Raw genomic sequence first — 13,596 nt, forward strand, 5'->3', positions numbered from 1 at the left:
CAAAGGCCTACAGGCCCACAGGCCTACAGGAACGTGTGGCCCTCGCCGCGGTAGGTCGGCACGGTCGCCGTCACCGCGTCCCCCTCGACCAGGTGCAGCCGGTCGAACCGCTCGCACAGCTCACCGGCCTTGGCGTGCCGGAACCACACCTTGTCCCCGATCAGCAGGTCGTCGGCGGGAGAGCCGAGCAGCGGCGTCTGCACCTCACCGGCGCCCTCCTGAGGGTCGTAGCGCAGCCCCTCGGGCAGATACGGCACCGGCGACCGGTCGGGCCCGGCCGCGCCCGAGGCGGGGTACCCACCGCCGAGGACCGTCACGACCCCCACCCCCGGCCGCCGCACCACGGGCTGGGCGAAGAGGGCCGCCGGACGGCCGCTGAACGACGTGTAGTTGTCGAACAGGCGCGGCACGTACAGCCCCGACCCCGCGGCGATCTCCGTCACCGCGTCCTCGGCCGCCGTGTGCTGCACCGAGCCGGTGCCGCCGCCGTTGACGAACTCCAGACCCGGCACGACGGCGCGCACCGCACGCACCACCTCCGCGCGCCGCTCGGCGAGTTCACGCTTGGCGGCCGCCTGCATCAGCCGGATCGCGCGGGACCGCAGCGGACGCCCGGCCAGCGCGTCCCCGACACCGGCGACATGCCCCTCGTACGCCATGATCCCCACGACCTCGAAGCCGGGGCGCCGGGCCACCGCCCGCGCCACGTCGGCCACCTCGGCGGGGGAGTGCAGCGGCGAACGCCGGGCCCCGACCCGCACCCGCCCGCCGAGCAGCCTCAGGGAGGTGTCCAACTCCAGGCACACCCGCACCACTTCACGCCCGCCGCCCCGGGAGGCGTCGATCAGATCCAGTTGGGCCACGTCGTCGACCATGACGGTCACGGCGGCGGCGAGCTTGGGGTCACCGGCGAGTTCGGCGTACGCCGCGCGGTCCGCGGACGGGTAGGCGAGCAGCACGTCCTCGAACCCCGACCGGGCCAGCCAGAGCGACTCGGCGAGGGTGAACGACATGATCCCGGCGAACCCGTCCCGGGCCAGGACGCGTTCCAACAGCGCCCGGCAGCGCACGGACTTGCTGGCGACCCGGACGGGCTTGCCCCCGGCGCGGCGGACCAGATCGGCGGCGTTGGCGTCGAAAGCCTCCAGGTCCACGATCGCGAGAGGGGCGTAGAGATGGGCGGTGGCCCGGTCGTAACGGGCCCGGTCGGCGGCGCGCGCAGTCATGAACGCAGCCTGCCAGACCCGATTACCGCTGGGTAGGGGGATGTTCCGGGCAGATGCCCCGGCCTCGTGGACTGGTTCCCGTTCGCCCAGGAACAAGCCGTAGAGTGACGCGCACGTACGGCGGGCGACGCCGGCCGGGGATCCGCGCCGGGATGACGCTCCGTTCGTACGGGTATGTGTGCCCGGGACGATTCCGTGCCGGGCCTCGGGCAGGCGACACCGGCCCGCGTGAGACGAGCGGCCCGGGCATGAGGAAACGGGGGGTGCATGAGCACGGAAGCGCGGCGCGCCTCCTTCCCCCCACGCCCCACCACCCCTCCACGCCCGTCCCCCCCACCGGCCCCGCCGGAGGACCCGGCGCACCACGAGCAGGACACCCCGGGCACCGCCTCCGGCCCCGGCACGACAGCGGAAGCCACCCCGCCCCGGACGGATGGCGCGGAACCCTCCGACCGGCCGAACAACCACCCCCGGTTCCCGCACCCCGGGGCCTCGAACCCCGCTGCCGCCGCACCCCGGCGCACCGAGCCCGTCGCACCGCCCCCGCCCCGCGCCTCCACCCGCTTCCCCGACGCGCCGCCCGGCGCGGGCCGCGAGACGCGACCCGACGCCGCAGCACCGGACGCCCCTCCGCGACCGCGCCCCTTCCCCGCACCGGGCTCGCCCGATCGGGCGGAGCGTTCCGGCACCGGGGAGGGGCGCCACCTCCCCGCACCGGGCTCACCCGGCCGCGCGGAGCGTTCCGGCACCCCGGAGGGACCCACGACCCAGACGTCCGGCAGGCCGTTCCGTCTCTCCCCGCCCGGCCGTACGGACGCCTCGGCCGGGGCGCAGCCCGAGACGTCCGGCCGGCCGTTCCGCCTCCCCATGCCCCGCCGCACCGGCGCCCCCGACGAGCACGCGTCCGAGACGACCGGGGGCGTGCGCCCGGCCCCCGCCGCCCCGACGTCGGACGAGCCCGCCCAGCCCCCGGTCCGCCCGACCGCGCACGGGACGACGGCCATACGCCCCGGCACCGACGCGACTTCGGGCGTCGGGCACGGCACGGGTCTGCCCTCGGGTGAGCCCTTCGTCCGGCCTGCCGTGCAGGGGGCGCCCGCTGCGCGCTTCGGCACTCCGCCGCGCCCTGCGTACGAGCCGTCGGCAGCCACCGGCACCGACGCGACTTCCGGTGCCGGGCACGGCACGCGTCTGCCCTCAGGCGAGCCCTTCGCCCGGCCTGCCGCGCAGGGGGCGCCCGCCGCGCGCTTCGGCACCCCGCCGCGCCCCGCACACGAGCCGTCACCCGCCACCGGCACCCCCACCGGCAGCGACGCGACCGCCCGACGCGGTACGCGCCTGCCTCCCGCTCCCACCCGGCCGCCGGCCCCCTCCGCCGCACCGCCCCGGAACCCCGCCCCCGTCTCTCCCGACCCCGCCCTCTCCTGGAGCGCCACGCGCCCTCTCGTGTCGTTCGGTGAGCCCGAGGGCTACGACGGCGCCGCCCGGCCCCGGCCGCTCGGCGGGCGTGGTGCGTCCCAGGCCGCCGCGGCCGCCGTCTGCCTCGTCCTCGGGCTGGGCCTCATCTCGGGCGCGGTCACCGGCAGCTGGCTCGTCGGAGGCTCCGGGGAGGACGGCGCGCCCAGCACCTTCGCCGCGGCGGGAAGCCTCTGGCACAGCGTCCCGGTCGACCAGTTGTTCCCGCCGACGGTGCAGGGCAAGGGCGCCGGTCCCGGCGGCGCCGACCGCACCTGGACCCGCATCGCCGTCGCCCCGGACAGCGGCTGCAAGGACGCCTTCGACCCGCTGCTGCGCAAGGTCCTGGCCCCGGCCGGCTGCGAACGCCTCCTGCGCGCCACCTACACCGACGCCACCGAGAGCTACGTCACCACCGTCGGCCTGCTCTTCACCACGGCCGACGCCCCCGGCATGACCGCCCTCGCGAACCGTTTCCGCAACGAACGCCTGGACCGCCGCAGCGACCTCATGCCCCTGCCCTACGCCGCCGAGGGCACGCCGGCCGCCGACTTCGGCCCCGGGCAGCGCGCCTCCTGGACCGTCTCCGTGCTCACCGAGGCCCCCGTCGTCGTCTACGCCGTCTCCGGCTGGGCCGACGGCCGCAGCGTCGACGACCCGCAGCCCGCCGGGGACGCCATGGAGGCCGGTGCGACCAGCGCCGCCGCCCAGGCCGGCCTCGGCAACGAGGCGCAGGGCCTCGCGGACCGCGTCGAACGAGACTTCCGCAGAAACGTCCGCTCGGCCTCGGAGCAGCCGTCGTGAAAGCCGTCATGTCCCGCGCGGGCGGGTTCCTGAGTGTTCTCCTCGCGGCAGGCCTCGTGCTGGTCCCCTCCGCCACCGCCCACGCCGACGGCATCCGCGCCCAGCAGTGGGCCCTGGAGGCCATGCACACCGAGCAGGCCTGGCAGACCACGAAGGGTGAGGGCGTCACCGTCGCCGTGCTGGACACCGGCGTCGAGGCCGACCACCCCGACCTGGCCGGCAACGTCCTCCCCGGCAAGGACCTGATCGGTTTCGGCGCCGAGCCCGGCGACCGCGCCTGGGCCCGGCACGGCACCGCCATGGCCGGCATCATCGCCGGCCACGGACACGGCCCGGGCAACACCGACGGTGTCCTGGGCATCGCCCCCGAGGCGAAGATCCTCCCGGTCCGCGTGATCCTGGAGGACGGCGACCCCTCCCGTGCCAAGGCCCGCAGCACCCGCGGCAACGCCCTCGCCGAGGGCATCCGCTGGGCCGCCGACCACGGCGCCGACGTCATCAACCTCTCCCTGGGCGACGATTCCGCCTCCGCGCACCCCGAACCCGCCGAGGACCAGGCCGTCCAGTACGCCCTGAAGAAGGGCGTGGTCGTCGTCGCCTCCGCCGGCAACGGCGGGGAGAAGGGCGACCGCATCTCCTACCCGGCCGCCTACCCGGGCGTGATCGCCGCGACCGCCGTGGACCGTGCCGGGACCCGCGCCCCTTTCTCCACCCGCCGCTGGTACGCCACCGTGAGCGCTCCGGGCGTCGACGTCGTCATCGCCGACCCCGACCGCAAGTACTACGAGGGCTGGGGCACCAGCGCCGCCGCCGCCTTCGTCTCCGGCGCCGCCGCCCTGGTCAAGGCCGCCCACCCCGACCTGACCCCGGCCCAGATCAAATCCCTCCTGGAGGACACCGCCCGCAACGCTCCCGTCGGGGGCCGCGACGACTCCCGCGGCTTCGGCTTCATCGACCCGGCCGCCGCCATCGAGGCGGCCGGCCGGCTGAAGCCGGAGGGCCTGCACTCGGCGTCCTACGGCGCGAAGTACTTCGGCAGCGGCCCGGACGCCGCCGCCTCCGACGACGGCACCGCCGACTGGGCCGCCCCTCTCGCGGGCGGCGCCGGCGTCGGCCTGCTGGTCGCGGCGGTCGTCCTGTGGCGGGACCGCCGTACGGGCCGCGAGGCCGTCTGAAGCCGCCGCCGGTGGCGCACCACCCGGCCGATAGGGTCGACGAGTGGCGAACAAGAACATCCCGGACCCCGGCTTCTCCGACGACGACGGCTCCGCCGACCCCCGGCTGAGCGCGGCACTCGCCGCCTGGTCCGCTGACCGCGGCGCGCTGGGCCCGGTCCTCGACGCCCTCAAGGGCGCCCGGCTGCTCGTGCCCGTCGTGGCCGTGCTCGGCGAGGTCGAGGAGGACGAGCGGGGACTGCGCCGCGAGAAGACCAGCGACATGGCCGTACCGACCCTGAAGGCCGGCAACCGCACCGCCCTGCCCGCCTTCACCTCCACGGACTCCCTCGCCCGCTGGGACCCGGCTGCCCGCCCCGTCGCCGTACCGCTGCACCAGGCGCTCCAGGCCGCCGCGCACGAGAAGGCGGACACGATCGTGCTCGACCTGGCCGGACCGGTGCCGTTCGAGCTGACCGGCCCCGCCCTGCTCGCCCTCGCCGAGGGCCGCACGACCCCCGACCCGCTCACCGACCCGGCCGTCGTCGAGGCCGTGCGCGCAGCCGTCGCCGCCGAGTCCGCCGTCCTGCGTGCCCACCTCGGCCCGGGCCGGGCCGACGGCACCCTCGCCCTGGTCCTGGACCCGTCCGCGGTGGCGGCCGAAGCCGCGAGGGCGGTCGCCGAGCGGCTCGCCGCCGACGAGACACTGAGGGCCCGCCTGGTGCGCGGCCTCGACCTGGCAGTCCTGCCGGCCGGGGCGACGCCGCCGGGCGAGCCCTTGTACGTACGCGGATGAACTAGCCGTAGACCGGGCCCGTGTACTTCTCGCCCGGGCCCTGGCCCGGCTCGTCCGGGACGAGCGAGGCCTCGCGGAACGCCAGCTGAAGCGACTTCAGGCCGTCGCGCAGGGGAGCCGCGTGGAACGAGCTGATCTCGGTCGTGGAGGCGTCCAGCAGACCGGCCAGCGCGTGCACCAGCTTGCGGGCCTCGTCGAGGTCCTTGTGCTTCTCGCCCTCCTCGGTCAGACCGAGCTTCACGGCGGCCGCGCTCATCAGGTTGACGGCGACCGTCACGATCACCTCGACGGCCGGGACCTCGGCGATGTCGCGGGCCATGGCGTCGAAGTCGGGGGACTCAGGAGGGGTCTCACTCATGCCCACACGATAGGCGCAGGGAGCGGGTCCTCCCCACGGGACCCCGGTACGCCCCGATTGGCCGTCCCTGGCCCCTACTGGTAATCTCGTGTAACGACCGGTCGGACACGTATGCCTCACAGCCCGCGAGCCCGGCCCACAAGTGGAGGCTTTCGAACTCCCACCCGATCGCCCACAGGGGCGGCGGGTCACCGGTCAGACGGTCCCGTCCTCGTGGCGGCGTTCCGTCCGAAAGCGCGCCCCGCGGCATCCGCGGCGGTGCTCCGGTAGTTCGAGGAGCCCCGCCTGGGATCGTCCGGGGCATTTTTGTTGCCTCGGCGCGGTTGGTCTATCGAACACAGACGTTACGCGGCCGTCCGCCAGACCGTCGCGTGGTGCTACCGAGGAGGATCCATCAGCGCCGAGCCCCGCATCAACGACCGGATTCGCGTTCCCGAGGTGCGACTTGTCGGTCCCAGTGGCGAGCAGGTGGGCATCGTCCCCCTGGCCAAGGCACTGGAGCTTGCGCAGGAGTACGACCTGGACCTGGTCGAGGTCGCGGCGAACGCCCGTCCGCCCGTGTGCAAGCTCATGGACTACGGGAAGTTCAAGTACGAGTCGGCCATGAAGGCCCGTGAGGCGCGCAAGAACCAGGCGCACACGGTCATCAAGGAGATGAAGCTCCGGCCGAAGATCGACCCGCACGACTATGACACCAAGAAGGGTCACGTCGTTCGGTTCCTCAAGCAGGGCGACAAGGTCAAGATCACGATCATGTTCCGTGGTCGCGAGCAGTCCCGGCCCGAGCTGGGCTACCGACTGCTGCAGCGTCTCGCGGAGGACGTCCAGGACCTCGGTTTCGTGGAATCGAACCCGAAGCAGGACGGCCGAAACATGATCATGGTTCTCGGTCCGCACAAGAAGAAGACCGAGGCGATGGCCGAGGCTCGCCAGGCGCAGGAAGCCCGCAAGGCGGAAGCGAAGGCCAACCCCGGCAAGTCGCAGAACGCCGCGGAGTCCGAGGAGCTGGCTGAGGAGCCCGCCGAGGAACACGCAGAGGCGTGACTCCCCGGGACGCCAGTCCCAGGAAGTAACCGAAACAAGACGACGCTCCACCGTGCCCGGTTTCGCGACCGGGCACCGGAGCGCCACCGACGAGGAGAGAACGGCGCTATGCCGAAGAACAAGTCGCACAGCGGTGCCAGCAAGCGCTTCAAGATCACCGGCTCCGGCAAGGTGCTGCGCGAGCGCGCCGGCAAGCGCCACCTGCTCGAGCACAAGTCGTCCCGCGTGACGCGTCGCCTCACGGGCAACGCCGAGATGGCCCCGGGCGACGCCGCGAAGATCAAGAAGCTTCTCGGCAAGTGACGTCCCGGCGCGCGAGCGCCGCACGGACGCCGGACCGGGACCCAATCGATTTCGGGTCGTGTGAGCACCCCCACGACCCCGCTACAAGGAGTTAACTAGTGGCACGCGTCAAGCGGGCAGTCAACGCCCACAAGAAGCGCCGGGCGATCCTCGAGCAGGCCTCCGGCTACCGCGGTCAGCGCTCGCGCCTGTACCGCAAGGCCAAGGAGCAGGTCACCCACTCGCTGGTCTACAACTACAACGACCGCAAGAAGCGCAAGGGTGACTTCCGTCAGCTGTGGATCCAGCGCATCAACGCCGCTGCCCGCGCCAACGGCATGACCTACAACCGCTTCATCCAGGGTCTGAAGGCCGCGAACATCGAGGTCGACCGCAAGATCCTGGCCGAGCTGGCCGTCAACGACGCCGGTGCGTTCGCCGCGCTCGTCGAGGTCGCCCAGAAGGCGCTGCCGAGCGACGTGAACGCGCCGAAGGCTGCGTGACACCGGCTCGAGCCGATGTGACTGAAGGACCCGCAGGCCGGACGGTCTGCGGGTCCTGCTGTGCAGCTACCGAGAAAGCGAACCGGATGTCTCCCGCCACCCCCGAGCTCATCTCCCCCCGCTCCCCCCGCGTGCTGGCCGCGCGGCGGCTGGCCAAGCGGAACTTCCGGGGGAAGGAGCGGCTGTTCCTCGCGGAGGGGCCGCAGGCCGTCCGGGAGGCGGCCGGGCACCGGACCGGGGCCGCGGCCACGCTCGTGGAGCTGTTCACGACACTGGAGGCCGCCGAACGCCACGCCGACATCGTGGGAGCGGCCCGGGACGCCGGAGCACGGGTGCACCTCGCCGCCGAGCAGGTCATCGCCGACATCTCCACCACGGTCACCCCACAAGGGCTCGTCGGTGTCTGCCGGTTCCTGGACACGCCGTTCGAGGAGGTCCTCGCGGCCCGTCCCCGGCTCGTCGCCCTCCTCGCCAACGTCCGTGACCCCGGCAACGCCGGGACCGTCCTGCGCTGCGCCGACGCGGCCGGCGCCGAGGCCGTCGTCCTGACCGACGCCTCCGTCGACGTGTACAACCCCAAGGCCGTCCGTGCCTCCGTCGGCTCCCTGTTCCACCTGCCCGTCGCCGTCGGTGTCCCCGTGGAGCGGGCCGTCGACGCGCTGCGGGACGCCGGGGTCCGGGTCCTCGCCGCCGACGGGGCGGGCGACCGCGACCTCGACGACGAGCTCGACAAGGGCACCATGGGCGGGCCCACCGCCTGGGTCTTCGGCAACGAGGCGTGGGGTCTGCCGGAGGAGACCCGCGCCCTCACGGACGCCGTCGTGCGCGTTCCCATCCACGGGAAGGCCGAGAGCCTGAACCTCGCCACCGCCGCCGCCGTATGTCTCTATGCGTCGGCGCGTGCACAGCGCGCCTCCGGAGGGTGCCGCTCCGTCACCGGGAACTAGTAGGGTGACCAGCTCAGGGACCCCTCTGCGGAGCCTTGGAGGTGGGGTACGGGGATGAGTGGCGGCACGAGCAGCGCACCGGGAGCCCAGGACGCCGGGAGCCCGCCCGCCGCGTCCCGGCCACCCGGTGATCCGGCCGGCCTGGGCATCGACCCCGACCAGCTGCCCGACGGGCTCGTCGTCGCCGACGAGCAGGGCCGGGTCATCTGCTTCAACGCGGCCGCCGAGCGCATCACCGCGGTCCGCGCCGAGGACGCCCTCGGACAGCCGCTGGAAAAGATCCTGCCGTTAGAGGACCTGGAGGGCCGGCGCTGGTGGCAGCTGACCGACCCGTACGGCGGACTCGCCATCCGCGCCGGACAGCCCGAGCGCAATCTGCTCCTGCCCGGCGGTCGAGAGGTGCTGGTCTGCGCGCGCTACGTCCGCACCCGGCCCACCGGACCCGTACGGCGTCTGGTCGTCACCCTGCGCGACACCGAGGCCCGCCGCCGCACCGAGCGCAGCCACGCCGAACTGATCGCCACCGTCGCCCACGAACTGCGCTCGCCGCTCACCTCCGTCAAGGGCTTCACCGCCACGCTGCTGGCCAAGTGGGAACGGTTCACCGACGATCAGAAGCGGCTGATGCTGGAGACCGTCGACGCCGACGCCGACCGGGTCACCCGGCTCATCGCCGAGCTGCTCGACATCTCCCGCATCGACTCCGGCCGGCTGGAGGTGCGGCGCCAGCCCGTCGACATCGGCGCCGCCGTCTCCCGGCACATCCAGGCCCACGTCGCCGCCGGACAGCCGGCCGACCGGTTCCTGCTGCGCGTCCAGCAACCGCTGCCCGACCTGTGGGCCGACCCCGACAAGATCGACCAGGTGCTCGGCAACCTGCTGGAAAACGCCGTGCGGCACGGCGAGGGAACTGTCACGATCGACGTCACGGCCACGGCGTCCCCCCGCGAGGGCGAGGACACCGGCACGTCGGTCACGGTGAGCGACGAAGGGTCCGGCATCCCGGAGGAGTCCATGAACCGCGTCTTCACCCGCTTCTGGCGGGGCAGCAAGCGCGGCGGGACGGGCCTCGGGCTCTACATCGTCAAGGGCATCGTCGAGGCCCACGGCGGCACCATCACGGTCGGCCGCGCCCCGGGTGCCGGCGCCGAGTTCCGATTTACCTTGCCCGTGAGCGCTCCGGCCTATCTCGCCTGAGCCCCGCGGGCGCATGCGTATACCTCCACCCCGTTAGACTCGGCCCTTGGCACCTTTGTGTCCCTTCAGGCGGCCGTCCGAGTCGGAGACGGGGACCTCCAGCCAGCCAATCGGAAGCACGGGAAGAGATGTCGGCACCGAATAAGTCGTACGACCCTGTCGAGGTCGAGACGTTGAAACCGGAAGAGATCGAGCGCATGCGGGACGAGGCGCTCGCCGCCTTCGCCGCCGCGGACTCCCTCGACGCGCTCCACGAGGCCAAGGTCGCCCAGACCGGCCCCGCCTCGCCGCTGGCCCTCGCCAACCGCGAGATCGGCGCCCTGCCCCCGCACGCCAAGGCCGAGGCGGGCAAGCGCGTCGGCCAAGCCCGCGGTGCCGTGAACAAGGCCCTCGCCGCCCGCCAGGTGGAACTCGAGGCCGAACGGGACGCGCGCGTGCTCGTCGAGGAGGCGGTGGACGTCACACTGCCGTACGACCGTGTGCCGTCCGGCGCCCGGCACCCGCTCACCACGATGATGGAGCGGGTCGCTGACGTCTTCGTGGCCATGGGCTACGAGGTCGCCGAGGGACCGGAGGCCGAGGCGGAGTGGTTCAACTTCGACGCGCTCAACTTCCTGCCCGACCACCCGGCCCGGCAGATGCAGGACACCTTCTTCGTGCGGGGCCCCGAGGGCACCGAGGAGTCCGGGTCCGGCGTCGTCCTGCGCACGCATACCTCGCCGGTGCAGGCCCGCGCGCTGCTCGACCGTGAGCTGCCGGTCTACATCGTCTGCCCCGGCCGGGTGTTCCGCACCGACGAGCTGGACGCCACGCACACGCCCGTCTTCCACCAGATCGAGCTGCTCGCGGTGGACGAGGGCCTGACGATGGCGGACCTCAAGGGCACCCTGGACCACATGGTCCAGGCCCTGTTCGGCGCGGACATGAAGACCCGGCTGCGGCCGAACTACTTCCCGTTCACCGAGCCCAGCGCCGAGATGGACATGCTCTGCTACGTCTGCAAGGGCGAGTCCATCGGCAACCCCGACCGCCCCTGCCGCACCTGCTCCTCCGAGGGCTGGATCGAGCTGGGCGGCTGCGGCATGGTCAACCCGCGGGTGCTCACCGCCTGCGGCGTCGACCCCGAGAAGTACAGCGGGTTCGCCTTCGGGTTCGGCATCGAGCGGATGCTGATGTTCCGCCACAACGTCGAAGACATGCGAGACATGGTCGAGGGTGACGTCCGGTTCACCCGGCCGTTCGGGATGGAGATCTGATGCGGGTCCCGCTTTCTTGGCTGCGGGAGTACGTCGACCTGCCGGAGACGGAGACCGGCCGGGACGTGCAGGCCAAGCTCATTTCGGCCGGTCTGGAGGTCGAGACCGTCGAGCAGCTCGGCGCCGACCTCAAGGGCCCGCTGGTCGTCGGCCAGGTGGCGACGATCGAGGAGCTGACGGAGTTCAAGAAGCCGATCCGCTTCTGCACCGTCGACGTCGGCCAGGCTGGGGGCACCTCCCAGGCTTTCGGCACTGGGGGAGGCACGGGGGAGCCGCAGGAGATCATCTGCGGCGCCCGCAACTTCGCCGTCGGCGACAAGGTCGTCGTGGCGCTGCCCGGCGCCGTCCTGCCCGGGGACTTCCAGATCGCCGAGCGCAAGACCTACGGTCGGATGTCGCGCGGCATGATCTGCTCCAGCGACGAGCTGAACATGGGCGACGACGGCACCAAGGGCATCATCGTCCTGCCGCCGGAGACCGAGATCGGCAAGGACGCCGTCGAACTGCTGGAACTGGTCGACGAGGTCCTCGACATCGCGGTCACGCCCGACCGCGGCTACTGCCTGTCCATCCGCGGTGTCGCCCGCGAGACAGCCACCGCCTACGGCCTGCCGCTGCGCGACCCGGCGCTGCTCGACGTGCCCGGACCGAACGCGTACGGCTACCCGGTGCGGATCTCCGACCCCACCGGCTGCGACCGCTTCACCGCCCGCACGGTGACCGGTCTCAGCGCCGAGGCCCGCTCCCCGATCTGGCTCCGGCGCCGGCTCCAGAAGGTCGGCATGCGCCCGATCTCGCTCGCCGTCGACGTCACCAACTACGTGATGACGGAGCTCGGCCAGCCCCTGCACGCCTACGACCGCGGTCTGGTCCAGGGCACGATCGGGGTGCGCCGGGCCGAGGCGGGCGAGAAGCTCACCACCCTGGACGGTGTCGAGCGCACGCTGGACGCCGAGGACCTGGTGATCACCGACGACCGCGGCCCGATCGGGCTCGCCGGCGTCATGGGCGGCGCCAACACGGAGATCGCCGACCACGACGACGTGCAGAACGCCACGTCCGACGTGGTCATCGAGGCGGCGCACTTCGACGCGGTGTCGATCGCGCGCACCGCCCGCCGGCACAAGCTGTCCTCCGAGGCGTCCCGGCGCTTCGAGCGCGGCGTCGACCCGCAGGCCGCGGCGGCCGCCGCGCAGCGCACCGTCGATCTGCTGGTCCTGCTCGCGGGAGGCACCGCCGAGGCCGGTGTGACCGAGATCCTCGCCCCGTCCGCGCCGCGCACCATCACCATTCCGTCCGACCACCCGGACAAGGTCGCGGGCGTCGCCTACGGCCGCGAGACCGTCGTGCGCCGCCTCCAGGAGGTCGGCTGCGACGTGTACGGGCAGGACGAGCTGATCGTCACCGTGCCGTCCTGGCGTCCGGACCTCACCGACCCGAACGACCTGGCCGAAGAGGTCATCCGGCTGGAGGGCTACGAGAACCTGCCCTCCACGCTGCCCAAGCCGCCGGCCGGCCGCGGTCTGACCGACCGGCAGCGGCTGCACCGCCGCGTGGGCCGGGCCCTGGCCGGTGCCGGGTACGTCGAGGCGCTGAACTACCCGTTCATCGGCGAGCAGGTCTTCGACCAGCTCGGCCTCGACGCGGACGACCCGGTCCGCCGCGTCGTGAAGCTCAGCAACCCGCTCAGCGACGAGGAGCCCGCGCTGCGCACGACGCTGCTGCCGGGTCTGCTCGCCGCCCTGCGGCGCAACGACGGCCGGGGCTCGCACGACCTCGCGCTGTTCGAGACGGGTCTGGTCTTCCGGCCGCGCGAGGAGCAGCGGATCGCCGCCGTGCTGCCCGTCGACCGGCGCCCGGCGGATGAGGAACTCGCCGAGCTGAACGCGGCGCTGCCCGAGCAGCCGCGGCACGTCGCCGTGGTCCTCGCCGGTGCGCGCGAGCAGGCCGGCTGGTGGGGCAAGGGCCGTCCGGCCGACTGGGCCGACGCGGTCGAGGCCGCCCGGGCCGTCGCGCGGGAGGCCGGTGCCGCACTCGTCATCCGCAAGGGGCAGTACGGGCCGTGGCACCCGGGGCGGTGCGCCGAGCTGGTGCTCACCGTCGACGGTGCCGAGCGGGTCGTGGGGCACGCGGGCGAGTTGCACCCGCGGGTCGTGAAGGCCCTCGGGCTGCCCGCGCGCACCTGTGCGATGGAGATCGACCTGAACGCGGTGGAAAGTGCCGGTGATGCCACGACGGCGGCACCGCGGATCTCCACGTTCCCCGTCGCCACGCAGGACGTCGCCCTGGTCGTCGACGCGTTCGTGCCGGCCGCCGAGGTCGAGGCGGCGCTGCGGGACGGGGCGGGGGAACTGCTGGAGTCCATCCGGCTGTTCGACGTGTACGAGAACGCCGAGCAGTTGGGGGAGGGGCGGAAGTCGCTCGCCTATGCGCTGCGGTTCCGGGCCTCCGACCGGACGCTGACCGTGGACGAGGCGTCCGCGGCCCGGGACGCCGCGGTGGCCCTCGCGGGCGAGCGGGTGGGTGCGGAACTGCGGAGCTGAGTGCCCAAGGGAAGGGGACTGCGGTGTCTTG

General features: G+C 73.2%; 12 protein-coding genes. 10 read left to right on the plus strand and 2 right to left on the minus strand.

Features of this window, described 5'->3' with window-relative positions:
- Positions 1-23 precede the first annotated feature (23 nt).
- Positions 24-1,226: an amino acid deaminase/aldolase gene (locus QNO09_RS21085; protein ID WP_283971772.1), complete on the minus strand. Its 1,203-nt coding sequence runs from the start codon at positions 1,224-1,226 to the stop codon at positions 24-26.
- 267 nt (positions 1,227-1,493) lie between these two features.
- Between QNO09_RS21085 and QNO09_RS21090 the strand changes: the two genes are divergently transcribed.
- From QNO09_RS21090 to QNO09_RS21100, 3 genes are read left to right on the plus strand one after another with little or no spacing between them, the layout of a single operon-like run.
- A complete protein-coding gene (locus QNO09_RS21090) occupies positions 1,494-3,485 on the plus strand; it encodes a hypothetical protein (protein ID WP_283971773.1) in 1,992 nt (663 codons plus the stop codon).
- Positions 3,486-3,493: 8 nt separating this feature from the next.
- The gene (mycP, locus tag QNO09_RS21095; protein WP_283971851.1) at positions 3,494-4,660 is read left to right on the plus strand and encodes a type VII secretion-associated serine protease mycosin; all 1,167 of its coding nucleotides are present in this window, start codon (positions 3,494-3,496) and stop codon (positions 4,658-4,660) included.
- A 43-nt stretch (positions 4,661-4,703) separates the two neighbouring features.
- The gene (locus tag QNO09_RS21100; protein ID WP_283971774.1) at positions 4,704-5,435 is read left to right on the plus strand and encodes an SseB family protein; all 732 of its coding nucleotides are present in this window, start codon (positions 4,704-4,706) and stop codon (positions 5,433-5,435) included.
- Between the two features lies 1 nt (position 5,436).
- Here the strand turns inward: QNO09_RS21100 and QNO09_RS21105 are convergent, their stop codons facing one another.
- On the minus strand, positions 5,437-5,793 hold the full coding sequence (locus QNO09_RS21105) for a DUF1844 domain-containing protein (RefSeq protein WP_094057204.1): 357 nt from the start codon (positions 5,791-5,793) through the stop codon (positions 5,437-5,439).
- A 393-nt stretch (positions 5,794-6,186) separates the two neighbouring features.
- Here QNO09_RS21105 and infC point away from each other — a divergent pair, with 393 nt between their 5' ends.
- From infC to pheT, 7 genes are all read left to right on the plus strand, one after another.
- Complete coding sequence (gene infC / locus QNO09_RS21110) at positions 6,187-6,837, plus strand: translation initiation factor IF-3 (RefSeq protein ID WP_283971852.1); 651 nt, start codon at positions 6,187-6,189, stop codon at positions 6,835-6,837.
- Positions 6,838-6,945: 108 nt separating this feature from the next.
- Positions 6,946-7,140 carry a 50S ribosomal protein L35 gene (gene rpmI, locus QNO09_RS21115; protein ID WP_003977225.1) on the plus strand — a complete coding sequence of 65 codons (195 nt, stop codon included), beginning with the start codon at positions 6,946-6,948 and terminating at the stop codon, positions 7,138-7,140.
- Positions 7,141-7,238: 98 nt separating this feature from the next.
- The gene (gene rplT, locus QNO09_RS21120) at positions 7,239-7,622 is read left to right on the plus strand and encodes a 50S ribosomal protein L20 (RefSeq protein ID WP_010045263.1); all 384 of its coding nucleotides are present in this window, start codon (positions 7,239-7,241) and stop codon (positions 7,620-7,622) included.
- Positions 7,623-7,708: 86 nt separating this feature from the next.
- Complete coding sequence (locus QNO09_RS21125) at positions 7,709-8,569, plus strand: TrmH family RNA methyltransferase (protein ID WP_283971775.1); 861 nt, start codon at positions 7,709-7,711, stop codon at positions 8,567-8,569.
- A gap of 54 nt (positions 8,570-8,623) precedes the next feature.
- Complete coding sequence (locus QNO09_RS21130; protein WP_283971776.1) at positions 8,624-9,766, plus strand: sensor histidine kinase; 1,143 nt, start codon at positions 8,624-8,626, stop codon at positions 9,764-9,766.
- Positions 9,767-9,894: 128 nt separating this feature from the next.
- Positions 9,895-11,022, plus strand: a complete 1,128-nt coding sequence (gene pheS / locus QNO09_RS21135; RefSeq protein WP_283971777.1) for a phenylalanine--tRNA ligase subunit alpha — start codon at positions 9,895-9,897, stop codon at positions 11,020-11,022.
- Complete coding sequence (pheT, locus tag QNO09_RS21140) at positions 11,022-13,565, plus strand: phenylalanine--tRNA ligase subunit beta (RefSeq protein ID WP_283971778.1); 2,544 nt, start codon at positions 11,022-11,024, stop codon at positions 13,563-13,565. The genes pheS and pheT overlap by 1 nt, the downstream gene beginning before the upstream one ends.
- Positions 13,566-13,596 lie beyond the last annotated feature (31 nt).

Origin of the sequence: Streptomyces sp. 378 (assembly GCF_030124145.1) — a bacterium.
GTDB lineage: Bacteria > Actinomycetota > Actinomycetes > Streptomycetales > Streptomycetaceae > Streptomyces.

What these genes read in the sequence shown, in the direction of transcription:
- QNO09_RS21085 (WP_283971772.1), bottom strand. Translation starts at nt 1,226, where the DNA reads ATGACTGCGCGCGCCGCCGACCGGGCCCGTTACGACCGGGCCACCGCC.
- QNO09_RS21090 (WP_283971773.1), top strand. Translation starts at nt 1,494, where the DNA reads ATGAGCACGGAAGCGCGGCGCGCCTCCTTCCCCCCACGCCCCACCACC.
- mycP (WP_283971851.1), top strand. Translation starts at nt 3,494, where the DNA reads ATGTCCCGCGCGGGCGGGTTCCTGAGTGTTCTCCTCGCGGCAGGCCTC.
- QNO09_RS21105 (WP_094057204.1), bottom strand. Translation starts at nt 5,793, where the DNA reads ATGAGTGAGACCCCTCCTGAGTCCCCCGACTTCGACGCCATGGCCCGC.
- rpmI (WP_003977225.1), top strand. Translation starts at nt 6,946, where the DNA reads ATGCCGAAGAACAAGTCGCACAGCGGTGCCAGCAAGCGCTTCAAGATC.
- QNO09_RS21125 (WP_283971775.1), top strand. Translation starts at nt 7,709, where the DNA reads ATGTCTCCCGCCACCCCCGAGCTCATCTCCCCCCGCTCCCCCCGCGTG.
- QNO09_RS21130 (WP_283971776.1), top strand. Translation starts at nt 8,624, where the DNA reads ATGAGTGGCGGCACGAGCAGCGCACCGGGAGCCCAGGACGCCGGGAGC.
- pheS (WP_283971777.1), top strand. Translation starts at nt 9,895, where the DNA reads ATGTCGGCACCGAATAAGTCGTACGACCCTGTCGAGGTCGAGACGTTG.
- pheT (WP_283971778.1), top strand. Translation starts at nt 11,022, where the DNA reads ATGCGGGTCCCGCTTTCTTGGCTGCGGGAGTACGTCGACCTGCCGGAG.